The 22,426-nt window shown below is 62.3% G+C and carries 21 protein-coding genes and 1 tRNA gene; 9 read left to right on the top strand and 13 right to left on the bottom strand.

The window, feature by feature from the left end; genetic code table 11:
* The 9 genes from AV929_RS07020 to AV929_RS06980 all read right to left on the bottom strand — a co-directional run.
* On the bottom strand, positions 1-441 hold a 441-nt coding region (locus tag AV929_RS07020), incomplete at its 3' end, for an ATP-binding cassette domain-containing protein (RefSeq protein ID WP_155120732.1).
* Complete coding sequence (locus tag AV929_RS07015; protein WP_079891631.1) at positions 438-1,895, bottom strand: ABC transporter permease; 1,458 nt, start codon at positions 1,893-1,895, stop codon at positions 438-440. The genes AV929_RS07020 and AV929_RS07015, both read right to left, overlap by 4 nt.
* Positions 1,895-2,935, bottom strand: a complete 1,041-nt coding sequence (locus AV929_RS07010) for an ABC transporter permease (RefSeq protein WP_014039512.1) — start codon at positions 2,933-2,935, stop codon at positions 1,895-1,897. The genes AV929_RS07015 and AV929_RS07010 overlap by 1 nt, the downstream gene beginning before the upstream one ends.
* Before the next feature lie 111 nt (positions 2,936-3,046).
* Positions 3,047-4,897: an ABC transporter substrate-binding protein gene (locus AV929_RS07005; RefSeq protein WP_014039513.1), complete on the bottom strand. Its 1,851-nt coding sequence runs from the start codon at positions 4,895-4,897 to the stop codon at positions 3,047-3,049.
* A 268-nt stretch (positions 4,898-5,165) separates the two neighbouring features.
* Positions 5,166-5,507: a hypothetical protein gene (locus AV929_RS07000; protein ID WP_014039514.1), complete on the bottom strand. Its 342-nt coding sequence runs from the start codon at positions 5,505-5,507 to the stop codon at positions 5,166-5,168.
* A gap of 57 nt (positions 5,508-5,564) precedes the next feature.
* Positions 5,565-6,350 (bottom strand): MOSC domain-containing protein, encoded by a 786-nt coding sequence (locus AV929_RS06995; protein ID WP_014039515.1) that lies wholly within the window; start codon positions 6,348-6,350, stop codon positions 5,565-5,567.
* A 39-nt stretch (positions 6,351-6,389) separates the two neighbouring features.
* The gene (locus AV929_RS06990; protein WP_014039516.1) at positions 6,390-6,938 is read right to left on the bottom strand and encodes a peptidylprolyl isomerase; all 549 of its coding nucleotides are present in this window, start codon (positions 6,936-6,938) and stop codon (positions 6,390-6,392) included.
* Positions 6,939-7,104: 166 nt separating this feature from the next.
* The gene (locus AV929_RS06985) at positions 7,105-8,037 is read right to left on the bottom strand and encodes an alpha/beta fold hydrolase (RefSeq protein ID WP_014039517.1); all 933 of its coding nucleotides are present in this window, start codon (positions 8,035-8,037) and stop codon (positions 7,105-7,107) included.
* Positions 8,038-8,094: 57 nt separating this feature from the next.
* Positions 8,095-9,180 (bottom strand): anthranilate phosphoribosyltransferase, encoded by a 1,086-nt coding sequence (locus AV929_RS06980; RefSeq protein ID WP_014039518.1) that lies wholly within the window; start codon positions 9,178-9,180, stop codon positions 8,095-8,097.
* Positions 9,181-9,289: 109 nt separating this feature from the next.
* Between AV929_RS06980 and AV929_RS06975 the strand changes: the two genes are divergently transcribed.
* The 3 genes from AV929_RS06975 to mptA all read left to right on the top strand — a co-directional run bounded on the left by AV929_RS06975 (position 9,290) and on the right by mptA (position 12,026).
* A complete protein-coding gene (locus tag AV929_RS06975; protein ID WP_014039519.1) occupies positions 9,290-10,327 on the top strand; it encodes an AsnC family transcriptional regulator in 1,038 nt (345 codons plus the stop codon).
* Positions 10,328-10,399: 72 nt separating this feature from the next.
* Complete coding sequence (locus AV929_RS06970) at positions 10,400-10,999, top strand: response regulator (protein WP_049942967.1); 600 nt, start codon at positions 10,400-10,402, stop codon at positions 10,997-10,999.
* A gap of 97 nt (positions 11,000-11,096) precedes the next feature.
* Positions 11,097-12,026, top strand: a complete 930-nt coding sequence (gene mptA, locus AV929_RS06965; RefSeq protein ID WP_008310878.1) for a GTP cyclohydrolase MptA — start codon at positions 11,097-11,099, stop codon at positions 12,024-12,026.
* A gap of 142 nt (positions 12,027-12,168) precedes the next feature.
* Here mptA and AV929_RS06960 read toward each other — a convergent pair whose 3' ends face one another.
* The gene (locus AV929_RS06960) at positions 12,169-12,975 is read right to left on the bottom strand and encodes a TrmB family transcriptional regulator (protein ID WP_008310877.1); all 807 of its coding nucleotides are present in this window, start codon (positions 12,973-12,975) and stop codon (positions 12,169-12,171) included.
* Positions 12,976-13,051: 76 nt separating this feature from the next.
* Positions 13,052-14,665, bottom strand: coding sequence for a DUF255 domain-containing protein (locus tag AV929_RS06955; protein ID WP_064287840.1), 1,614 nt, complete (start codon positions 14,663-14,665; stop codon positions 13,052-13,054).
* A gap of 81 nt (positions 14,666-14,746) precedes the next feature.
* On the opposite strand from AV929_RS06955, the gene AV929_RS06950 reads away from it, so the two are divergent.
* The 5 genes from AV929_RS06950 (at position 14,747) to AV929_RS06930 (ending at position 19,142) form a co-directional block, all read left to right on the top strand.
* Positions 14,747-16,123, top strand: a complete 1,377-nt coding sequence (locus AV929_RS06950; protein ID WP_064287839.1) for a cytochrome P450 — start codon at positions 14,747-14,749, stop codon at positions 16,121-16,123.
* A gap of 73 nt (positions 16,124-16,196) precedes the next feature.
* The gene (locus tag AV929_RS06945; RefSeq protein WP_007189126.1) at positions 16,197-16,754 is read left to right on the top strand and encodes an FxsA family protein; all 558 of its coding nucleotides are present in this window, start codon (positions 16,197-16,199) and stop codon (positions 16,752-16,754) included.
* A gap of 81 nt (positions 16,755-16,835) precedes the next feature.
* Positions 16,836-16,909: transfer RNA gene (locus AV929_RS06940), tRNA-Ile, on the top strand.
* 418 nt (positions 16,910-17,327) lie between these two features.
* Positions 17,328-18,077: a class I SAM-dependent methyltransferase gene (locus AV929_RS06935; protein WP_064287838.1), complete on the top strand. Its 750-nt coding sequence runs from the start codon at positions 17,328-17,330 to the stop codon at positions 18,075-18,077.
* A gap of 207 nt (positions 18,078-18,284) precedes the next feature.
* Positions 18,285-19,142 (top strand): hypothetical protein, encoded by an 858-nt coding sequence (locus AV929_RS06930; RefSeq protein WP_007189124.1) that lies wholly within the window; start codon positions 18,285-18,287, stop codon positions 19,140-19,142.
* A gap of 145 nt (positions 19,143-19,287) precedes the next feature.
* Here the strand turns inward: AV929_RS06930 and AV929_RS06925 are convergent, their stop codons facing one another.
* Positions 19,288-19,716 carry a low molecular weight phosphatase family protein gene (locus AV929_RS06925; protein WP_014039526.1) on the bottom strand — a complete coding sequence of 143 codons (429 nt, stop codon included), beginning with the start codon at positions 19,714-19,716 and terminating at the stop codon, positions 19,288-19,290.
* A gap of 445 nt (positions 19,717-20,161) precedes the next feature.
* Between AV929_RS06925 and AV929_RS06920 the strand changes: the two genes are divergently transcribed.
* Positions 20,162-21,028, top strand: coding sequence for a DUF4013 domain-containing protein (locus AV929_RS06920; protein WP_014039527.1), 867 nt, complete (start codon positions 20,162-20,164; stop codon positions 21,026-21,028).
* Positions 21,029-21,070: 42 nt separating this feature from the next.
* Here AV929_RS06920 and nreA read toward each other — a convergent pair whose 3' ends face one another.
* Positions 21,071-22,360: a DNA repair protein NreA gene (nreA, locus tag AV929_RS06915; protein WP_014039528.1), complete on the bottom strand. Its 1,290-nt coding sequence runs from the start codon at positions 22,358-22,360 to the stop codon at positions 21,071-21,073.
* Positions 22,361-22,426: the final 66 nt, after the last annotated feature.

The following is a 22,426-nucleotide window of genomic DNA, read 5'->3' as shown; positions in this document are numbered from 1 at the left end:
ACCGACTGCACGCAGCAGTTCGATGGCTTCCGACTTGGCTTCGGTGCCTTCCATACCGCGGTGGAGCTCCAGCGCCTCGATGATCTGGTTCCCGACAGTGTACACCGGGTTGAGCGAGCTCAGCGGGTCCTGAAACACCATCGCGATGTCCCCGCCACGAACTGACCGATACTGCTTTTCGGAAAGCGTCGTCAGCTCTCTCCCGTCTAATCGGATAGACGACTCCTCGCGGATTTCGCCCGGACTGTCGACCAGTCCCATTATCGAGCGTGCGGTGACACTCTTGCCAGAGCCGGATTCGCCGACGATACCGAGCGTCTCGCCGCGCTCGATGTCGAACGAAACGCCGTCGACAGCGCGGATCTCCTCTCGCTCGCTGTGGAACACGGTTCGGAGGTTGTCAACGGCCAGCAGCGGTTCGCCGTCGTCGGTGTGGCTCATCCGCCACCACCTCCGGCGGCCGCGCCAGTCGCACCGCCTTCGGCACCCTCACTCTGTGGGTCGATAGCGTCACGAATCCCGTCGCTGAATGCGTTGAATCCGGTGACAACCAGCGTAATCAGGATGCCCGGGATGAGCGAGATGTGCCAGGACTGACTGGCGATGTACTGCTGTCCGATGTTGATCGCCCGCCCCCACTCGGGAGTCGGGGCGGTGATCCCGAGTCCGAGGAACGACAGGGCAGAGACGGAAATAATCACGCCACCGAGCGTCAGGGAGGCGTAAACCAGGAGATAACCGAGGATATACGGTGCCATATGTTTCCGCATAATCACAGTGGGTCGCTGGCCGTAACTCTTTGCCGCGTCGACCCACTCCTGTTCGCCGACCTGTAACGCAGGGCCACGGACCGCTCGCCACAGCCCCGGCCAGCGTATCAACGCGAACAGGAGGATGAACAGCATGGCCCCGCTGTATAGCTCTGCTATCCAGTGGTTCCTGAACACCACCGTCGCAAGAATCACCAGCAGCAATGCTGGCATTGCCTGGACGGAGTCGCTGGTCAGCACCACGATGAGGTCAGTCACCCCCTTGTAGTAGGCGGTAACTAATGCCAGCGTCGTTGCGATAAAGCCCGCAATCGCCATCGACCCGAGCCCGATGAACAGTGACACCCGTGCGCCGAACGCGAGGAAGGTGAACAGGTCCTTGCCGCTGACGAGCGTTCCGACAGGGTGGAACCGCCCGAAGTCGTCGTAACTCCAGACTCCGACGTTGCTGTCTCCGCTACCGCGGGAAGCGGAACCGAGGTTCGCTTCACCGATGGTAATCGTCTCGACCGTCTCCGTGTCCTCGTCGTAGTACTTCATATCGTGGGAGTACGGTCCCTCGATATTCTCTTCGGCCGTGGTTGGGCCGACAACGGGCGCGAACGCGGCCATCGTGACGAAGAAGACGACGACAGTGAGCCCGAACAGGCCCCAGTAGTGGCTTCGGAGTCGGTCGATGACGTCGTCAGTCGGCGTCCAGTCAGCAGCGCGGTAGTGCCGACGGAAAAGGACGTAGCCGTACCACAGCCAGCCTAGCAACGCTGCAACGTATGCATACACAAGCAGGAAGCGGATGAGCCACGCGTATTTCGGCTCAAGGCCGAGGAAGGTCCCCTGCCAGGCGCTCCCGTCGTAATACCCTCGGTTGGGTACCAGTTCACGGCTCAGCAGATGCGGCAGTTCGCTGAAGAAGGCTGACGCACTGGCGAACGCCTCGGCACCGGGCGCTCCCGGGAGCAACCCGAGTCCGGCGCCTATCGCGCCGAGCAGCCCATCGAGGTATGTCGGTCCTTCAAGCAGCAACAGGATACAGAGTCCTGCTCCCCACAGTAGTGCCGGTCTGGGGTGTGCCCTGAGTCGGTCCTTCAACGGCTGATCGATGTCGTCGGTGAGTTCTGTTTCCATCATCCGTCGTACCCCACACGCGGGTCGATAATCGTGTACGCGAAGTCCTGTACGATATTCAGGCCGACAATAAGCAGGATGAACAGGTACATCAGCGTCCCGACAAGCGGGAGATCACCCTGCTTTGCCGCCTTGACAAACAGCAGGCCGATACCGTTGATAGAGAAGACAGTCTCGACGAGCACTGATCCGCCGATCAGGATGAACGCTTCCGCAGTGATGACCGGCACGAGCGGAATCAGGGCGTTCCGGAAGATGTGCTTCCACACCAGCACTCGCGGTGAGACGCCTTTGGCCTTGGCCGTTTCGACGTACTTCGAGTTGATTGTCTCAAGGACGGCGGTTCGGCCGATACGCATCTCTGTGCCCATCGACGCGGACCCGAGCACCAGTGCGGGCGGCAGTATCTGTTTTGTCGCTTTCGCCAGATTGGTCCATGCCTGCCCGGGATCAGTTATCAATCTCGTCGGGCTCCTGAGCACGGCGAGGTTCGGAGAGGTCACGACATTGGTCTCCACGATGAAGCTGGTCCAGCTGAACCCGAACAGCTGCTCTGTCTGTGAAAGCACCGTAACCAGAATCACCGCAAGCCAGAAGTTCGGCATCGCTCGCCAGACAATTCCACCGAAGGAGGCGAAGTAGTCAGAGAACGTATTGGGATTCAGGCCGGCGTAGAAGCCGAGTGGAATTCCGATTCCGAGGGCGATCAGGACCGCCCAGAACCCGAGCCAGATCGTCCGTGGGGCATAGCTGATGATGAGGTCGATGGCCGGCGTTCCGGAGTTGACGACCCACGATTGGCCCAGATCAAACAGGAACAGATTACCCATGAAATCGAAGTACTGCTCCCAGAGGGGCTCGTTCAATCCCAATCGTTGCTCGATCTGTCGAATCGCACGCGCATCGCCTTGCGGTCCGAGGATCGCTGCCGCGGGGCTAAGCGGCCCCAGCCGGATGATTGCAAACGTTACTGTCGTCCCGAAAATGATAACGGGGATTGACAGAGCCACACGCTTGAACAGGTATGTGAAGCGGCTCATGGCTTGTCTTGTCTCGGTTGTACGGGTATTTGTGAGTTCATAATCTTTGAGGGCTGCGAACTTGGTACCGTCACCGGGTATGACGGAAACGAAACGCTAGCGGGAGCGGGACTACTCTCTCTCTCCGAGAGACACAGTGTTCATCTTCTGGCGGCTCGGCCCCATCCCAGCCGGCGGGGTAAAGTCGACGTGGTCGTACCAGAACAGCTCCCTCAGTTCGTGATACACCGGCAGCATTGCGACGTCTTCCCAGTTCGCGTTCTCCAGTTTGATGTACGCGTCGTTCCGGGCGGCCTGGTCTTCTTCTGTCGGTGCCGGGTTATCGCTGAGCGACTGGTATGCCTCCTCTGCCTGCTGTGCGGCGTCGCCGTTCTCCGGCTGCCAGTTGACGTAGGAAATCGGGAAGTCGAGGCTCGTATCGGTCTGTGGCGGGTTCAGCAGCTGGAGGAAGTTGTCCGGGGCGGGCCAGTCGGCGACCCAGCCAAGCGAGTACATCTCTAGCTCGCCGTTGCGGCCACGTTCGAGCAGCGTGTTGAACGGCGCCTGATTGACTTCGAGGTCGATGTAGACGCTCTGAAGCTGGTCCCGGAGGATGCTTGCCGTTTCGCTCCAGACACCGGACTCGTAGATCGTCAGCTCGATGGCGACACGCTCGTTTTCGCCGTAGCCGGCCTCTTCCATCACCGAACGGGCCTGGCCGAGCTGGCTGTCGTCGTAGCCGTACGGGTACTCGTTTTCGGCGCGGTCGTTGTAGTTCTGGGCACCGCCGGGGAAGATGGACTTCGGCGTGAAATTGTACGCGGGCTCGCCGCGCTGTTTGAAGACCTGCTCGACAACGGTGTGCTGGTTCATCGCGTACGCGACCGCCTGACGGACGGGCTTGGGCACGTTGGCCATGTTAAATCCGAGGTAGAACACACCGATGGTCGACACACCGGAGTAGTTGGCCGTCGCGCCGTTACGCAACTCGCCGTAGGTCCCGATCTGACGACCCTGGTCGTCTTCTTCCTCAACGGATACCTTCCCGGGGTCGTACTGCGCCGTGGGCAACTCGAAGATGTCGGCATTGCGGTTCATCGCGTAGTTGTAATTGGCCGAATCGCTCTCGATGACCGCAAAGTGGACGCCGTCGACGCTCGGGCTCTCGCCGTAGTAGTCGTCGTATGCGCCGACTCTGGCTTCAGTTCCGGAGTCCCACGTATCGAACTCGAAGGGGCCGTTCCCGATGGGGTTCGAACTGGAGAACTCGGCCTGGGTCATCTCGCCGTCGTACCCTTCGATGTCGCCAACCAGGCCCTCGGGAACCGGTGAGAAGGAGGAGTACGCGAGCATCTCCAGCGTGGAGGCGAACGGCGCGTCTAGCTGGATCTCGAGCGTTGTTTCGTCAACGGCCGTGACGCCGAGTGTCCCGGGCTTGTACACTTCCTGTTCTTCGCCGTCGACCGTCTCGGTCGTCGTTTCGTGTGTGACGCCCAGCGAGTCCAGAACGAAGTAGGCACGACTGGAGTTGTCAGATGCAGTCAGCCGCTCGAACGCGTAGGCGAAGTCACTGGCGGTTACGGTGTCTCCGTTGTGGAAGGTCGCGTCCTTCAACTGGAACGTATAAGTGGTGAAGTCGTCGGATACCTCGTAATCCGCAGCCATAAGCCCCTCTACAGCAGGCTGGCTGTTGGGATAGTTCATCAGCGGGTCGAACATCTGCTGGATGACAATCCCCGACTGGGTGTCGGTCGCCTCGATCGGGTCCATCGTCGTCATCGTCCCCGTATTGACTCGCCAGAGGTCACCGTCCTCTTTCAGGTCGGTCCCGACATCGCCCCCACTGCTGTCCGTCGAGTCCATACCGTCTCCGGTCCCCGCCTCGTCCTCAGTTCCGTCACTGTCACTATCACTTGAACATCCTGCCAGTGCTGCGGCGGCCGCAGCACTGCCCGTCGCTTTCAGAAACGATCGACGCTCCATGCTACTTGAACGTGGCATATTGATACCCAAATTGCCCCCCATAAATAGAAGTTATGTCATACAGTAGCTTGAAATATTAAACTGCTTGCATCAAGAAATTCAGTTTATTATCTATAGTAATCTTACATGATATATCCTGTGGTGGCTGTTTTCTGGGGGCGGAGATTCACCCCCGCAGAACCGAGTTTTCGGTGTCTCTGACCGCGCGCACGGGAGACCACCGTGGACTGATAGGTGGCAGTAACGGCTGTCGCTATCAGAAACTGCGCTACCAGTCGACGGAGAGTGACCCGTCGCCGTTCGGGTCTGGGGCGATCTCTTCGTTCGTTCGCCGGTCGATGACGTGGATGATGCCCCGGTCTTTCTTCGCCGGGCAGGCCTCCGCGGCCGCGACATTGTGATCGAGGTCCTCCTCGTCGATGAAGTAAGTCTCGGGCTTGGCGATGCCGGTGTCGAGGTCGAGCGTCCAGTTGCGCGACTTCTCGGCGCACTTGCCCGCGCCGAAGCACTTGTTGGCCTCGAAGATGATCTTGTAGGGCTTCTCCTCGACCGGGGGACCGTCCTGTTCGCCGAACTCACTCGGGTCGACGTGGTCGTCCGCGTCTGCCATTACGCCCCGTTCGAGGCGGACCGCCTTTCGATTGTCGGTCTCGGCCGCGTTCGCCCGCTACGTCTCATCCGTCGACACGACCTCGACGAGGTCCCCGACGGCGAGGTCCGCACCGCGGTCGCCCTCGGGAACGCGGGCGATGAGCATCAGGGTGTAGAAGTGATCGAAGGCGTCCCGGTCAGCCCACTCCGGAAACGTCTCTCGCCGGCGTTCGATGAACCGCTCCCGGAACTCCGGGGTTTCCCTACCGGTGTCAGGGTCCCGCTGGGGGACGACACAGCGACCGCAAGGTGTCACCCCTTCGAAGCGGACGCCGCCGGCCCGGAAGGCAGGAGCGTCCGTACCGACGAAGCGGTCCTCCCAGAACGCCGGAACGCCGCCGATTTCGACGTTCGCGCGGAGCCGCCGTCGCAGCCCTTCGACGGTCACGTCGTCGAACCACGATGCCACGGTCTCAAGCGTCGCAGTGCTGATGACCGACGGGCCCATCTCCCGCCGGTCGACGTATCCGAGCGTCTCGTCGCGCTCGACGGTCAGGTCCACGTCGAAAAACGCGCTGAGCCATTCGGCTGCTCGGGCGCGGTCATCCGCATCCCGGAGTTCGAACGACACGCTATCGCCGTCAGTGGTGACCGACAGCGTTCCCGTTCCGGTGTCGTAGCTGGTGTCGATGTCGTGGACGCGGTCGGTCCGCTTCCCGTTGACCACGTCGCCGTCGGCGTCGAACATGGCGAACTCGCGGTCGTGCGCCAGCGTCCCGCCCGGGCGGATCGATACAGAGTCGCAGTCCATGCCGTCCAGTGCCTTGACGGGGTAGACGGTGAGTCGCTCGACGTGTGCCACTATCGGTTGCTCGCTCGGAACAACGAAAACGTTGTGTGGTTACCGGTGAATCTCGACGGATTCGAGCAGCATCTCCTCGGTCGGCGCGTCGTTGCGGTCGGTGTCGACGCTGCCGATGGATTCGACGACCTCCATCCCGTCGATGACTTTCCCGAAGACGGCGTGTTTGCCGTCGAGGTGGGGCTGGGCGTCGAGCGTGATGAAGAACTGCGAGCCGTTGGTGTTCGGGCCGCTGTTGGCCATGCTGAGGACGCCCGGGCCGTCGTGACTGAGTTCGTCGTGGAACTCGTCGTCGAAGGAGTAACCAGGGCCGCCGCGGCCGGTGCCGGTCGGGTCGCCCATCTGGATCATGAAGTCCTCGATGATGCGGTGGATGTCGATGTCGGTGTACAGTGGGTCGATGCGCTTCTCGCCGGATTCGGGGTCTTCCCACGCACCGGTCCCCGGACCGACTTCGGTCCCGTCGTAGTCGTCGGCACCCTCGGCCAGGCCGACGAAGTTCTCAACGGTGGTCGGTACGCGCTCGTCGTACAGTTCAACTTCGATCTCGCCCTCTGTCGTGTGGAGGGTCGCAGTCAGGTCACTCATACTCAATCGGAGGGAAGCCCGGCAGAAAAGCTTGCCCACTGACCGAGAGTTCAAGTACCGATACGAGGCCATCGCCGCCATGATCTGAGTAGCCGTCGCGTGGCGGGTCGCGGGAGCCCGACACGTCGCCACGCGAGCGGGAGTGTCGGCTGTTCGCTATTCCGGGCTACGGCAGGTGTGACAGTAGCAGCTTCGACACCTGCTCGGGGGCGTCGAACTGAACCCAGTGGCTCGCCGCCGGGAGCCGCTTGACTCGACAGTCCGGGACCCACTCGTCGAGGTCCTCAGTCAGGGCGAGCGAGAGCGCGTCGTCCTGAACACCCCAGATAAGGAGCGTCGACGCTGTCACCGGCTGGTCGCCGATGCCGCCTGCTGTGAGCGTCAGCTTTGCGTTCCGTCGGCCGAGTGCCCGGTAGTAGTTGACTGCGGCCGTGCGCGCGCCCGGCTGCCCGAGCGCCCGCTTGTACCGCGTCACGTCGGTATCGGTGAAGGCGTCGGGGCGGGTCGGCCCGTCAGCGAGGATGCGCTCCAGCACGGTGCAATCCTTCCAGCGGAGGCTGGCCTCGGGAAGGACGGGAAGCTGAAAGAACAGCACGTACCAGGACCGCAGAACCTGGTCGAACGAGCGGCGGAGCTCTCGCTCGTACGCCGACGGGTGGGGTGCATTCAGGACCGCTAGCTGGTCGACGATATCGGGACGGTCGATGGCGGTCTGCCAGGCGATGACGCCGCCCCAGTCGTGCCCAACAATGTGGGCCTGTTCGCGGTCGAACGCCGAAACGAGACCCGCGACGTCGGCGACCAGCTCGTCGATGTGATACGCGGCGACGCCGTTGGGCTTGTCGGAGTGATTGTACCCCCGGAGGTCCGGCGCGACCACGCGGTAGCCGGCGTCGGCGAGCGCCGGGATCTGGTGTTTCCATGCGTACCAGAACTCCGGAAAGCCGTGCAACAAGACGACGAGGTCGCCGTCCGGCGGCCCAGCGGTCACGGTGTGGAGCCTGATACCGTTGGTGTCGACCAGCTCGTGGACGCCGGGTGTTTCTGATGCGGGTACTGTCCACGCAGTGCTGTCGCGAGCGCTGGCGTGTTGTCCCATTAGAATCACTTCGCCCGCTCGGTAGAAGTGGGTTCCGCTCCGTACCCCGTCGCCGGATTAGAAGGCCCGGAGGTCGTCGAGTATCTCCGCTGCGCTGCCGTCGGCAATCGCTTCACGGGCCTGTTCGAGGCCGTCCTGAATACTGTTGGCGTCCTCGCGGGCGTAAATGCGGAGGGCGGCGTTGAGCGCGACAGCGTCGGCGAAGCCGTCCTCGCGCTCGCCGGCCAGCACGGCCTCGGTTATCGCCGCCGACTCTTCGGCTATGTCGTCGACCTGCAGGTCCTCGCTTTCGATGTCCATTCCGTACTCGCCGGTACGGATTTCGAAGTCCGCGATGTCCTCGTCGTCGGACTCCTCGCCGGTGACGGGCCATTCGGCCACGACCGTCTCGCCGGGGCGAACGTCGTCGTAGCCTTCCATTCCCTGGAAGAACAGGGCACGCTCGACGCTGCTGGTTTCAGATCGTGCGAGCGTTCGGACCATCTTCTTCGCGAAGGCCAGATGGTAGAAGCTGCCGAGATGTACGCTGGCGTTGGCCGGGTTCGCGAGCGTCTCGACGGTGTTGACGAAGGTCCGGACGCCCATGTTGTCGCGGCGCTCGAACAGGGCGTCGATGCCGGGATTGAACGCCGGCTGGTAGTAGAAGCCGAAGCCGACCTCGTCGACCATATCGGCGCTTTCGCTCGGTTCAATCTCCGTTCGGACGCCCAGTTCATCCAGAACGTGCTTGTAGGCGTCCTGTTTCTGCGTGGGGACGCGGTCGCCGGAGTGAACGACAACGGGCGTGCCCGCGGCGGCGGCGACGACGCCCGCGGCGACGCCAAGAATCGCGGACCGACCTTTGCCGTCGTAGTTGGCCCCGCAGTCGACCGGGTCGGCGTCCGGAGCGGCTGTCTCGACCGATTCCTCGGACATCACGTCGACATAGGCAGCCAGTTCCTCTGGGGTGTTGCGCTTCCAGCGGTTGGCGAGCCAGAACGCGCCGAGCGTCGTGTGGTCGGGTTCGTCGCCGAGGATGCGTCGGAACGCCTCCCGGGCCTGCGTGCGGGACATATCGTCGGCCGATTTGTGACCGGAGCCGACGACTTCCGTCATGAGTCGTTTGAGCGGCCATTCGCCGTACTCCCGGGTCGCTTGCGCCATGGAAACGTGTTCGGGCCAGAGTTCAAAAGCCCCTGCGTTTCGTTCTCAATTTGCGGGAACTGGCTGCGGTCCCGAAAGGGATACACGACTACACTCCTAACCGAATACAATGAGTCTCCAGTCGGGCGAGTGGCGCGAGCAGATCGATGAGGTAGACGCTGCGCTCATCGACGAGTTCCAGAGTGACTTCCCGATTCAGGAACGTCCATTCGAGGCTGTCGGTGAAGCGCTGGGGGTCTCAGCAGGGACAGCACTTGACCGGGTCAAAACGCTCCGTGATGACGGCATCTTCCGCCGCTTCGGCCCGGTTCTGAACCCGCCGGTCATCGGCTCTTCGACGCTTGCTGCTGTCAGTGCCCCGGAGGATCGGTTCGACGAGGTCGCCGAAATAATCAACGAGTACCGGCAGGTGAACCACAACTACGCTCGCGACCACGAGTGGAACATGTGGTTCGTCGTCACTGCAGGGTCCCGAAAGCGACGCGACGAGATTCTGGCCGAGATCGAGGAGCAAACCGGCTGCTCGGTGCTCGTCCTGCCGATGCTGACAGACTACTACATCGATCTGGAGTTCCCGGTCGTCAATGGGGACCGGTTCGCCCGGGAGAGTCTGGAGACAACTGACGCCAGTGCAACGCGAATAAGCGAGGACGCCGCCGTCGACCTCTCGGAACTGGACCGGCGATTATTGCTCGAAATCCAGAGTGGGTTCCCGCTCGTCGCGACGCCCTACCGGGACGTGGCGGACGCTGTCGATGCCGACGTGTCCGAAGTACTCTCGGCTATCAAGCAACTCCAGCGGACCGGCTGTATCAAGCGCATCGGCTGTGTCGTGAACCACATCGTTACCGGGTTCGACAACAACTGTATGGTCGTCTGGAACGTGCCGGACGACGCCCTCGACGAGCGGGGACAGGCAGTCGGGGAACTCCCCTACGTCACGCTCTGTTATCACCGGCCACGCCGCCCGGAGCAGGACTGGCAGTACAACCTCTTTACCATGATTCACGGGCGCGAAGCGAGCGTGGTCGACCAGAAGATAAACGAACTCGCCACCGAACACCTCCCCTACGAACACGACCGGCTCTACTCGACGGCGACGCTCAAACAGACCGGAGCGCGGTACGACGATATCGTCGGCCAGTAGGGCCTGGATAATAAGGCAGCCAGTTGGGACAGCCGGAATCCTTTTGCAATTCTGTTCTAAACATGCTAGCTAATGACAATGGGTCGGCAAGCGACAATCCTCGTCGTTGACGACGAACCAGCCGTGGCCGACGTGTACGCGGAACAGTTGCGGGACCGGTACACAGTCGAGACGGTATACAGCGGTGAGGCCGCCCTTTCGAAGCTTGATTCCGCAGTCGACGTTGTCTTGTTAGATCGGCGGATGCCGGACCTTTCCGGCGACGAGGTGCTGTCGGCGATCCGTGAGAAACGCTACGATACGCGCGTAGCCATGGTGACCGCGGTAGACCCCGACTTCGACATCATCGAGATGCCTTTCGATGACTACGTCCTCAAACCGGTGTCGAAGGAGGACCTCTTCGGGACAATCGAACAGTTGCTCCTGTACGCCGATTACGAGGAACGCCTGCGTGAGTGCTACTCGCTCACGGCGAAATACGCGGCACTGGAATCGTCGAAACCACAGGCCGTCCTCGACGAGAGCGAGGAGTTCGCTGAACTGAAGGCCGAACTCGCGGAGGTCCGGGCGGAGCTTGACGATATCACCGATTCCTTCGACGCCACTGACTTCGAGTTGCTGTTCCGGGACTTCGAGACGGGTGAATCGATGCCGGACAACACACAGCTCTGACCCGGTTCGGAGCGGGTCGTTTCTACGGTGGCGATGCTCACGGCGACCTTCCCACCCTTTCGAAAGCACTAACCGATTCTCTTCCATAGGAAGGGCAATGAGTCAGCAACTCCCGGACGTGCAGGCGTCGAGTCCGGACGTAACGGTCGGTCTCAATCGCGTCGGTGTGACGGGCGTCGAGAAACTCGTCAAGCTGGGGCGTCGTGACCGCGACCCCATCGTGCTCATGGCGGAGTTCGAAGTGTTCGTGGATCTGCCGTCTTGGCGAAAGGGGGCCGATATGTCCCGCAATATGGAGGTCATCGACGAGACGCTGGAGACCGCCGTGTCCGAGGAAGCCTATCGGGTCGAGGACGTCTGTGGCGACGCCGCCGAACTTCTGCTGGAGAAACACGACTACACGACGAAGGCGGAGGTCCGGATGGAAGCGGAGTACGTCACACACGAGTCCACGCCGGCCTCCGGGATGCCGACGCAGTCGACCGCCGATATCATCGCCTCGGCGACGGCGACCGAAGACGGGACGAGCGAGGAGATCGGCGCTCGCGTCACCGGGATGACTGTCTGCCCGTGCTCCCAGGGGATGTCAGCCTCCCGTGCCCGCGAGACGCTCCAGCAGCTAGATGTCGACGACGATGTCATCGAAGAGTTCCTCGAAACGAACCCGCAGGCCGGCCACTCACAGCGCGGCCACGCCACGCTCACAGTCCAGAGCGAGGGCGCGCCCGAAGTCGACCTGAACGAACTCATCGAAGTCGCCCGCGACTCGATGAGTGCCCGCATCTACAACCTCGCGAAGCGGCCCGACGAGGACCACATGACCTACGAGGCCCACAAGGACGCCAAATTCGTCGAGGACTGCGTTCGTGCGCTCGCCGAGGGCGTCGTCGAGACGTTCCCGGACCTGCCGGACGATGCCGTCGTGACGATGAAACAGTCCAACGACGAGTCAATCCACCAGCACAATGCCCACGCCGAGCGCGTGGCGCAGCTGGGCGATCTGCGGCAGGAAGTTAGCGAGGACTGAGCGCAGCGAAGTCCTCGGAAATTCGAGCGGGGAGCGCGAGACGCAACACGTCTCGGTTACGAACGGCGAAGCCGTAGGCGTAGCGACTCGCGAGATTGCGGTCGCTGTCTGTGACGCTGTTTCTAACTCTCTGCTGACCCAGCTACGGCGGGCCGACCGGCTTCGCTTCGGCCCAGTGTTCTTCAAAGGCCTGGCTGATATCGGCAGTGAAATCGGAGTCCTTCATGTCGATGACGCCGAAGGTTTCCTCGCGGCCGAGGGGGTGTGGGACCTCGATACAGACCTCGACGCCGTCGAGTAGCTCGAACGTGGTCCTGATGTTCGGGCTAGCGCGGGCGCTGTAGTTGTCGTAGTGGAAGAGGCGCTCGTAGTACTCGCGGTTGGCCTCCTCGGGAAGGCTCTCGAACAGATCCGGTCGGACGAGCAGGGACACCTCGACGCCCCGTTCCAGCGCCGCTTCGAGTTCATCGACGATCCGCTCGGTGCCGGAAAGAATGTCCACTTGCCGGGCGGGTGCCGAGCCGACCATGATGATCTCGTCGTCGGCGGCAGCCAGCCGTTCGAGCAACAGGTCAAGCGAGTCGTTGGGGCCGACGGCAGCCGTCCAGAACGGCTCCTCGACGGGGTCTGCCGACTCCAGTTGTGACGAGAGGTCGTCGACGATTTCCTCGTACTGGCCGACCTTCTCCTGGAGTTCGCGCTTCTTGTCTTCGAGCAGGCGGTCGAGGGCGGTGTCCGGCTCGACGGCGACGTATTTCTTGGGTCGGCTGGCGGTCTGGCTGCGGACGAGATTGTACGTTTCGAGGCTGTTGAGCACGTCGTAGATGCGGCCCATCGGGACGTCGCTGGCCCGCGACAGTTCCTTGGCCGTTGTCGGTCCCGTTTCCAGTAGCGACCGGTATGCTCTAGCTTCGTACTCGGAGAGGCCGAGATCTCTGAGACTGGACATACCCATACATCAGGGTACGTGTGCAAAAACTTGTCGGGGGTTTACCGTTTGTCCACGTTTGCTGCCGTTGTTCGTGTCAGCGTTCGCCAGTTATCGAGGCTTCGAGGTCGGTCGGCGTCGTTCCCTCGGCGACGATAGCGTCCCCGTCGAGGAGTCGCGCCGTGCCGTCGCCGTCCGGCTCCGGGACGACGGTGGTCTCGTGGTCGGCCAGTCGCAGTGCCGCGCGGTGGAGGTCGGTCCCCGCTTCGGTGCCGACCGTGAGCGTCTGGGGCTGCTGGAGGCGGGCCGCGACGCCGGCGTAGCCGGCGACCTCGATGCCCATCCGTTCGGCCGCGCCGGCGAAGGACTCGACGGCGGAAAGCGCTGCGTTACGGTACCGGCCCTCGCCGGTGAGTGCCGCGAGGTCGACAAGGGCGTCAGCCAGTTCCACTGTCGCGTCGAGCGGGTGGAGCGAGCGGGTACACAGCCCTGCGCCGCTGTCGGGACCGTCCCGGAACGCGCCGTCATCTTGCTGGCGGTTTTCGATGGTCCAGTCGGCGATAGCCTTGGCCGGCCCCGGTTCACCGAGGACCTGCCAGCTCGTCGTCAGGCCCTGGAGGAGCTGGGCCTGGTCAAGCAGCAGACCGGTATCGCTGTCCGCGCCGTCGTAGTGGGCGACCTCGCCGCCATCGACAAGCGATTCACAGACGGCGTCGCGCGCGCGACTGGCGTACTGCTGTGCGCGCTCGTCGTCGGTGTAGGCTGCGACCCACAGCAGGGCATCGATAGCGAGGCCGTTGCGGTCTGCGAACACTGTCTCGTCGACGTTCGGCGACACGGTCCCTTCGCGCTCTGTCGGCTCCAGCCGGTAGTACTCGTCCGAGCCGGCTTGGCTCGCGGCGAACGCGTCGCCGGCCCACAGCGTCGTCGTGAGGTAGTCGACGGTCCGCTGGGCGGCGTCCCGGTACGCCTCAGTCCCAGTGTACCGGTAGCCGTGAGCGAAGGCCCGGACTAGGGCAGCGTTCTCGTCCAGTAGCTTCTCACGCCGGGGGTTCCCCCAGCTGCGCTCTGTCGAGTACCGGAAGAAGCCACCGTCGTAGGTGTCGAGCAGGTGTGTCCGAATCGCTTCGAGTGTCCGGGTGGCCTGGTCCCGCGCTCGGACAAGGGCGAACTCTACGGTCCGCGGCAGCGGGAACTTCACGTCAGTTCCCCAGCCGCCGAACTCGTCGTCGAACGCGCCAAGCAACTGTTCGACCATGTGTTCCTCGATGCGCGGCCGGAGTTCGCCAGTCGGCGGCGATTCGTCCTGTAGCTGCCGGGGAATCGAGCCCGCCGCCGCGCCCTGGGCGTCCCACGACTCCCGGACGGAGTCCAGAATACCGCGGAACCCGTCCGGCCCGAGGAACGTCGCGCCGGTGATGACCTCGCCCTCAGGAGTCAGGAACACCGTCGACGGGAATCCACCCATCGTGTACCGCTCCCGGACGCGTGGGTTCCGGTCGGCGTCAACGCGGACCGGGACGAACCCGTCGTTGATGTTGGCCGCGATGCGGGGCTCGCCATACGTACCTCGGTCCATCGCCCGGCACTCGGCGCTCCACGGAACCGTCAGCGCCAGCAGTACCGGCTTCCCCGACTCGGCGGCGTCCTCGAACGGGGCTGTGCCCCACTCGCGCCACTCGACCTTCGTGTCGCGTGCGTATTCGTCCATACCGGGTGTGGGCGGTGGGCGTACAAAGGCCCTCTCACTCCCGGCGAAAGACCGATTGGCGGCGCGGTCCAAGCGTGGGCGATGGATACCCAGCAGGCGATTCCCAAACCACCGGAGCCGGTCACGCCGGGCGACCAGCCACCCCGTCTCGGCCGTGTCCCGTTCGTCGACAACACCGCCGCGATGTTACGTGACCCGCTGGGGTTCTATGACCGCGCTGGTGCCCACGAGGCCGACGTCGTGGGGTACAACGTGGCCGGGACGACGGGCTGTTTCGTCTGCCATCCAGACCTCGTCGAGCAAGTGCTGGTAACCGATGCTGACGCCTACGAGAAGGGACAACTCCTTCAGGATACGCTCGGGCAGTTCATCGGCGAGGGGTTGTTCCTGCTGGAGGGCGAGGAGTGGCAACGCCAGCGAACGGCGCTCCAGCCGGCGTTCTACCGGGAGCGCATCGCCGCCTACGGCGACACGATGACTGAGTTCGCTGACCGGACGGCGGCGGGCTGGAGCGACGGCCAGCGCATCGATGTCCTCCCACACATGCAGTCGCTGACGCTGAACATTCTCGGCAAGACGCTGCTAGACGTGGATATCGAGACGACTGCTGACGCGCTGGAACCGCTACTCGACGCGCTACGTACGCGACTGGACCCGCGGTCGCTGTCGGCGTACCTCCCGCTGTGGGTTCCGACCGGAACGAACCGCGCCGTCACTAATTCGCTGGCCGAGTTCCAGTCCACGCTCGACGACGTTATCGCCGCCCGTCAGCGTGAAGACGAGCACGCCCGCGAGGCACGCGACGACGTACTCTCCCTGCTGCTTTCGCTCGACGACGAGACGATGGACCGCGAGCGACTGGGTCACCAGCTCCTGACGTTTCTGGTCGCCGGTCACGACACGACGGCGCTGACGCTCACCTACGCCTGGTTCTTGCTGGCAAACAATCCGAAGCGCCAGCAGCGCCTGCACGACGAACTCGACGCAACGCTGGGGGAGCGCCAGCCGACGCCCGAGGACCTGTTCGAACTGCCGTATCTCGATGCCGTGCTGAATGAAGTCCTGCGGCTGTACCCGCCCGCGTTCACGGTGTTTCGCCAGCCGACAGAGCCGGTGACGCTCGGAGGGTACGAGCTCTCGACGGACGCCCAGCTCACTCTCCCGCAGTGGCTCGTCCACCGGGACGACCGGTGGTACGACGCACCCGACGCCTTCCGCCCCGAACGGTGGGACGACGACCTCGAAGCGTCGCTCCCGGACTACGCCTACTATCCCTTCGGCGGCGGTCCGCGCCACTGTATCGGGATGCGCTTTGCCCGGATGGAGGCCAAACTCGCCTTGGCAACCATCGCCCAACAGTACGCCGTCGAAGCAGTCACCGAACCGCCGCTGTCGCTGGCGATGCAGATTACACTGAGTCCCACAGACCCCGTCGAAGTCCGACTGCGGGAACGCTGACCCGCTACGCCGGCGGTCGACAGCTCGGTCCTGCTCTCGAAAGGCGTTTGGGGGCGGGCCTGCAAGCAGTCGTATGCTCCGGGTCATCGGGCTATTGCTGCTCATCCCGCTGTTCGACATCGTGTTACTGGTGACGGTCGCGATACCGTTCCTCGGCTCGCTCGTGACGGTCGCCCTCGTCGTTCTGACGGCGCTGGTTGGCATGCTGCTGGTCCGCGCCGAAGGCCGTGCGACGCTTCGGAAGATACAACAGCGGCTCGCCGTCGGCGAACTCCCGACCGACGAACTCATCGACGGCGGCCTCCTTATCGCCGCTGGCGCGTTCTTCCTCACCCCCGGCCTAGTGACGGACTTCGTTGGCCTCCTGCTCGCGGTGCCGTTCACCCGGTACCCCGTCCGCGCTGCCACGCGCCGCTGGGTCGTCCGGCCCTACATCGATGCCAAGACCAGCGGTTTCGCCAGCGGCCAGGTGTACGTCGGCGGGTTCCCTAACGACGAGAACGGCCCGGCCGGCCCCGGTGCGACCGGTCCAGATGGCGGCCCCAGTTCGGGGTCCGGTTCCGGCTCCGGCACCTCCTTCGACCCCACCGAAGCCACTGACGTCGACTTCGACGATAGCGACGAAAACTGAAGCCCTGACGCGGTTTCACATCCCTAACCGGCCGCGAAACGTTACCCTTTTCAATACCCCTCGGGTACAAAAGAATGCGTTGGGCCAATAGCTCAATCAGGTTGAGCGCTCGGCTGATAACCGGGAGGTTCGCGGTTCAAATCCGCGTTGGCCCATACCGAGTTCTTCCCGTTGTTGGCTTTACCGAAACCGGAGCTACAGCGCTGTAGTTCGCTGATTTCGGCGGAATTGAAAAGTGCCGTTGAAGGAATTCTCTGTCAACTCGCAAGGGAACCTTGCGGACCCTGCCGCCGTCTGGCGTTTACTACGGCTCAGGCTGTTCTCACGAGGTGGTTCCGGTGACCAGCTCGAAGTCCCGAGAGACGTACGCCAACAAAGCTGCGACGTGGAAGCTGCACCCTATTAGACGGTAAACCGGCGCTTCTGGCCTTGCTCGGAACTGGTGACGGAAGAAATTGACCAGACGACCACACACAGTGTTGAACAGCTACGGGTGCGTTCGGCGTTGTCTAAAGAGACATCACATGACATACCACCGATAATACCATGAGGCCGTCCCACCGTGACGAACGTATGGACCTCGCAAAAGACTTTTTCGACGAGTGGGCGGGCTTTTACGATGCTAATTACGAGGATCAGGAAATCGGCGATGTTGAGTTCTACGTTGATCTGGCCGCAGAGACCGATGGCCCGGTTCTCGAAGTCGGTTGTGGAACAGGCCGCATCTATCTTGAACTCCTCCGGGCTGGTGTAGATGCGGACGGTATCGATATCTCTGCGGAGATGCTTGAGGTTCTAGAGCAGAAAGCCGACGAAGCTGGCCTCACACCCGCTGTCAGGCAAGCCGATATGACTGACTTTGCTACTTCCCGGAAGTACGAACTCATTATCGTCCCGTTCCGCACCTTCCTCCATAACGTCACAGTAGCGGAGCAGAAGGCGGCGCTCCGACAATTCCGCGAGGCTCTCGCGCCGGATGGACGACTTGTCCTGAACTTCTTTGTCCCGAGTTTCGATCTGATCTCCCAATCCTATGACGAGCCACAAACACGGTCTGTGACATATCAGGGCGAGGAATACGTTGTCACCAACATATCCCGGCTTGTCGACGAAGTTGCGCAGACTGTCGAAACGGAGCGAACGATTGCACACGACGGAGATGTGGTTCGACGGGCAACGTTTCAACTGGCCCTCCTTTCGAAGTCAGAGTTCGAGCTCCTTCTGGAGACAACCGGATGGAGCGACTGGACTGGCTATGGCGGCTTTGACTGGCAACCGCTGAAAGACGGGGCAAAAGAGATGGTCTGGGTTGTGGAAAAATAAGCTGGTCCCTCGGCTCCGTTTCGGCGAACCATCCACACCGATTTCATCATATTTGCGGTATTTCACACGGGGGAACGACCACTAGCAGAAGTGAGTAGACATCCTGCCAGTCAGTGCGCACGCTCACTCTGTTCATAGCGATTACCGGGGGTGACACAACAGGCCCAGCCCGGAAGACTTTCCTTCCAGTTGTCTGTCAGTAGCTGTATGCGACGACGCCAGTTCCTCGCGGGCGGCACAGTCCTCCTCTCGGCTGCTGTCGCTGGTTGTGGCCATCCCTCCGTCGTGCTGGACATGGACGACGCGACAGCGACCGATATTGCCGACGAAGTTTCGATATCGCCTGACTCCGAATCGGCGGAATACACGGTTGTCTCAGCGGCCATCGAAAACGGCTCCGCGACGCGCCGGGGCCGAAACGAACTGTTCGACCAGATAGATACCGTCCGGATCGATGAGACCTTCTACGAAGTTTCGGAGACGCCACTTGAGAGCAACGAAGTGACGGTGTACGAGGTGCGAATCGATTTCGACCCGGCTGATTCGACGGCTGAAATCGGTGAAATCGCCTATGAGGAGCTACCGGCGGTGGACCGCCAGCGCCTTGACCCAATTATTTCAGACGACAACCCGCCCAGCGGGGACGGATACGATGTGGGTATCGGATACGGAACCGCCGCGGAAGTGGGTGACGGGTCGGTGTTCGTTCCGGAGCGCCAGTACGATATTATCGTCCACGACGGCGACCGCTACCGGGTGACGGTCAGCACACGAACGACAACAGAGACGAAATACCGGTACGAAGCGACGGAAGTTGCGTCGGGTGTCGACTCGTTTGCTGACCAGATCCGAGACCAGTACCTGTTCACCCTTACGGGCCTTTCCGAAGCCGAACGAGAAGTCGTTGAAGAAGCGATTGACGGCGGCTACTTTCAGGATGACGAGGCCTTCCGGTCAGTCACTGACCGCATTCGGGAACACGAAGGGATCGAGGTCACAGATAGCTACGGGACGTGGCTTCTGGCGTACGAACAGGTCGAGTATCTCACGTACGTCGAGTGGTAGTCAGCAGTCAAGGACTAAGGCGACTCGGCCGGCGCATCGGACCGCTCTAACTTCAGCGTCTGCAGCAGGTATCGGTTATAGTAGCCACTGAAATTCAATGTACACCTGATCGCACGAGAGCAGTGCGCTCAATGTGTCACTCGTTTCAACTGATACTGCTGTCGGTGAATTCGTCGAACAGGTCGGCGACACGCTTCTCGATCGCATCTCGGATTTCCCGGACCTGTTCGATTGGCTGCCCGTGCGGGTCCTCTAGCGCCCAGTCGCGCACTGCGACATCGGCGTCGAGTTCAAGCGTCGAACATCCCATTGTCGCAACGACGGTACACTCGTTGAGTTCGTCGTTCGAAACTGCCTGCGGAACCCGGTCAGAGAGGTCCATATCGAGTTCACCCATCGCTTCGACGACCTCCGGGTGCACTTCGTCCGCGGGGTCTGTGCCTCCGGTCAGGATTTCGACCGCATCTTCGAGTCCGCGACGGGTGCGCTCCCGCTCGGCAAACGCTGCGGACATCTGGCTTCGGCCCGCGTTCTGGACGCAGACGAATCCGAACTTCAGTGGCGTATCAGTCATCGTGTAACCGTACCGAGCGAGTGGAATAATCCTTCCTAAGACCACTATTGTGGGCTATATATCTGAGACCGTCTACCGTACGGCAGTCGCGGTTGGCGAGCGGGACGCTCTCACGTGCGTATAGACCCTTCACATTGAGGGGACAGTTCCTTCGGCTATCCAAGTCCGTGCCTGAGTATATGCCGGAGTACCGCTTCACGTGCCCGAACTGTGATGCGTGTGCAACGGTCGACGGTGGCGTCCGCGAGCGCCTGTTGGTTGTTGGATGCCCAGTTTGCGCTGGAGGTGTCGATACCCCGGCGTTTGTTGAGGTCTCGCCACACGGGACTGACCGACCCTGAGCCACGCCGTTGCCCGTGCTGAATTGGTCCAAGAGCTGCGATGTCTGGGTCGCAGCTTTCAATCATTACACAACTTATTTGACCTATCTCAAGACTGACTGAACATGATAGAGGACGCACTTCGCTACCAGACACAGGGCGACGACTGGGTCAAACGCGTTGCCCTCGGTGGGGTTGTACTGTTTTTCGGCTTTTTGATCGTTCCGCTGTTCACGTTTCAGGGATACATGCTCGAAGTGATGCGCCGGGTCCTCAGGGGCGAGACTGACACGCCGCCGGCCTGGGACGAACTGGATCTGACCGACATAACCGTTGACGGAATTCGACATACCGTTGTCGTTATGGGGTACGGTTTGTTGCTCACGCTCGCGCTTGCTGTCCCGGGCCTGCTGGTGATCGGCGGTGGACTCGGCGGCTCTGAAGGATTGCTGCTCGTGGGCTTTCTCGTCGCCGCCTTGCTCTACCTTATCGGCGTTCTCGCAATGGCAGTGATACTGCCCGTCGCGACAGGGAACTTCGTCCGGGCTGATAGTATCGCTGCGGGTTTTGACCGGGATGTTCTCTCGTCTGTCGGGACGAGCCGAACAATGCTGATGGCTGTGGTGATGGCGTTTGCGGTCAACGTCATCGTCTCCGTTGGAGCGACCATTCTGGGATTCACCATCGTCGGCTACCTCGCGGTTCCGTTCCTCGCGTTCGTTGGCCAGTCGGCCATCATGTACGTCTGGGGGCGTGGCTTCGCGGACGCATACGAGGAGGAGTACGGCGAACCGCCGCTCGCACCCACGACTGCGACCGGCGGGACACACGGGTCCGGGCCAGCCACGACAGGGACCACTCCGAGCGTGGATGAACCGATAGGAGACAGCGATACTGACCAACCGAGTTGGAGCGACGACACCGACGAGAGCGGATTCGGCACTTCAGCCTGGGACGACGCCGGTGACGGTGACAGCGGGCGACGCCGATAACGGTTGCTGGATACGGGTCGTTTACCGCAACGCGAAGCGCTGTTAGAAATCGCTTAACTGCGACTGGAGCCCGGCGACCAGTTCGGACTTGCGCCGTAATTGCCCGAGGGTGACGGGGAGTTGGTCGGCGATGGCCGTCAGCGTCTCCTTGAAGGACTGGGCGGTCCCGGGTTCGCCGTCGAACGCGTTGCGGACACCCTCGCGTACCTGCCAGACGCCGACCGGGGCCCAGTAGTCGTCGGTGATCTCCCGCAGCACCAGACACTTCGCCTGTTTGTCGCGCTCCTGCAGGTGTTCGAGGACACCGAGGCGTGCCGCGTAGTACGCTCCCGCAGTCTCCTCGACATAGGCGGTCCGTCCCTCGTAGCCCTCGTGAGCGCTAGACATGTAGTAGCCCGTCTCGGGACGGGGGTTCCAGACGCTCTGGGGGGCTTTCATCTCGACGAGTTCGAACTCCCAGCGGCCGGGCGCAAGCACCACCCAGTAGCGGTTTCCCATGTACTCGTTGTACCACAACTCCGGCTTATCGATGGTGTCGGCGTTGCGGAGCGTCCCGCGGACGTACTGCCCGACCGTGTCGTCGACGGCGGTGATCGACCACCGTGTCGGCACCAGCGACCGCTCGCTGGCCTGCCCGAGCGCGCCTGCCGAGAGGATGGTGTTGATATCGTACACGTCGAACCCGCGGCGGTACAGGTACGCCATCGCACCCTCCGCGCGCCAGTCGTCGTCCGACAGCGTCTTTTCGACGGGCCGGGGGACGTGGGGGTTCTCCGCCAGGTCCGCACCCGTCGCGTGTGCCCGTGGCCCCGTTGGCGTCCCAACGTCGTCGAAGTTCACATCCATCTCGGGAGTGCCGTCGAGACCCACCTCCACGTCGACGGGATGGTCCGCGATGGCGACTTCACGCTGGACGCCGACGAAACCGTTCCAGACGTCGTGGACCCCGCTGGTACCGCGCCCACCACCGGCGCTGACCGAATCGACTGACGTGGTCTGGGTGGAGTTCACCATGCCGGTCCGGCGCTGGAGGACGTCCTCGATGCCAAGCCCCTCCTGATACCAGTCGCCGCTGGTCGCGAACCCGGCAGCGGCGGCGTCGGTATCGACTGGAGAGAGCAGGCCCGTTGAGACGTTGGGGTACCCCGACCGACCGACGAATATCTCGGGGGCCGTCGATCCGAACAGCGAATCGCCCTGCACTGCTGCCTCGAACTGCTGCTCGACGTCTTCGAGGTGGTCCGTGATGGCGTAGGATTTCTCCGCCGCAAGGCGGCGCCGCTGTGCGGCTTCGTCCTCCTCGAACCCCTCGATGAACTCGTCGAGTTGCATCTGTCACGCCTTCGGTCCTCCCCGATAAGAACCTTTCCGGCGGTCCGTGGGAGAGCAACTCTTACA

Source organism: Haloarcula sp. K1 (assembly GCF_001647155.1).
In the GTDB taxonomy this organism is placed as follows: Archaea; Halobacteriota; Halobacteria; order Halobacteriales; family Haloarculaceae; genus Haloarcula; species Haloarcula hispanica.
This window is presented reverse-complemented; position numbering and strand designations above follow the sequence as displayed.

What these genes read in the sequence shown, in the direction of transcription:
- AV929_RS07015 (WP_079891631.1), bottom strand. Translation starts at nt 1,895, where the DNA reads ATGGAAACAGAACTCACCGACGACATCGATCAGCCGTTGAAGGACCGA.
- AV929_RS07010 (WP_014039512.1), bottom strand. Translation starts at nt 2,935, where the DNA reads ATGAGCCGCTTCACATACCTGTTCAAGCGTGTGGCTCTGTCAATCCCC.
- AV929_RS07005 (WP_014039513.1), bottom strand. Translation starts at nt 4,897, where the DNA reads ATGGAGCGTCGATCGTTTCTGAAAGCGACGGGCAGTGCTGCGGCCGCC.
- AV929_RS07000 (WP_014039514.1), bottom strand. Translation starts at nt 5,507, where the DNA reads ATGGCAGACGCGGACGACCACGTCGACCCGAGTGAGTTCGGCGAACAG.
- AV929_RS06990 (WP_014039516.1), bottom strand. Translation starts at nt 6,938, where the DNA reads ATGAGTGACCTGACTGCGACCCTCCACACGACAGAGGGCGAGATCGAA.
- AV929_RS06985 (WP_014039517.1), bottom strand. Translation starts at nt 8,037, where the DNA reads ATGGGACAACACGCCAGCGCTCGCGACAGCACTGCGTGGACAGTACCC.
- AV929_RS06980 (WP_014039518.1), bottom strand. Translation starts at nt 9,180, where the DNA reads ATGGCGCAAGCGACCCGGGAGTACGGCGAATGGCCGCTCAAACGACTC.
- AV929_RS06975 (WP_014039519.1), top strand. Translation starts at nt 9,290, where the DNA reads ATGAGTCTCCAGTCGGGCGAGTGGCGCGAGCAGATCGATGAGGTAGAC.
- AV929_RS06970 (WP_049942967.1), top strand. Translation starts at nt 10,400, where the DNA reads ATGACAATGGGTCGGCAAGCGACAATCCTCGTCGTTGACGACGAACCA.
- mptA (WP_008310878.1), top strand. Translation starts at nt 11,097, where the DNA reads ATGAGTCAGCAACTCCCGGACGTGCAGGCGTCGAGTCCGGACGTAACG.
- AV929_RS06960 (WP_008310877.1), bottom strand. Translation starts at nt 12,975, where the DNA reads ATGTCCAGTCTCAGAGATCTCGGCCTCTCCGAGTACGAAGCTAGAGCA.
- AV929_RS06955 (WP_064287840.1), bottom strand. Translation starts at nt 14,665, where the DNA reads ATGGACGAATACGCACGCGACACGAAGGTCGAGTGGCGCGAGTGGGGC.
- AV929_RS06950 (WP_064287839.1), top strand. Translation starts at nt 14,747, where the DNA reads ATGGATACCCAGCAGGCGATTCCCAAACCACCGGAGCCGGTCACGCCG.
- AV929_RS06945 (WP_007189126.1), top strand. Translation starts at nt 16,197, where the DNA reads ATGCTCCGGGTCATCGGGCTATTGCTGCTCATCCCGCTGTTCGACATC.
- AV929_RS06935 (WP_064287838.1), top strand. Translation starts at nt 17,328, where the DNA reads ATGGACCTCGCAAAAGACTTTTTCGACGAGTGGGCGGGCTTTTACGAT.
- AV929_RS06930 (WP_007189124.1), top strand. Translation starts at nt 18,285, where the DNA reads ATGCGACGACGCCAGTTCCTCGCGGGCGGCACAGTCCTCCTCTCGGCT.
- AV929_RS06925 (WP_014039526.1), bottom strand. Translation starts at nt 19,716, where the DNA reads ATGACTGATACGCCACTGAAGTTCGGATTCGTCTGCGTCCAGAACGCG.
- AV929_RS06920 (WP_014039527.1), top strand. Translation starts at nt 20,162, where the DNA reads ATGATAGAGGACGCACTTCGCTACCAGACACAGGGCGACGACTGGGTC.
- nreA (WP_014039528.1), bottom strand. Translation starts at nt 22,360, where the DNA reads ATGCAACTCGACGAGTTCATCGAGGGGTTCGAGGAGGACGAAGCCGCA.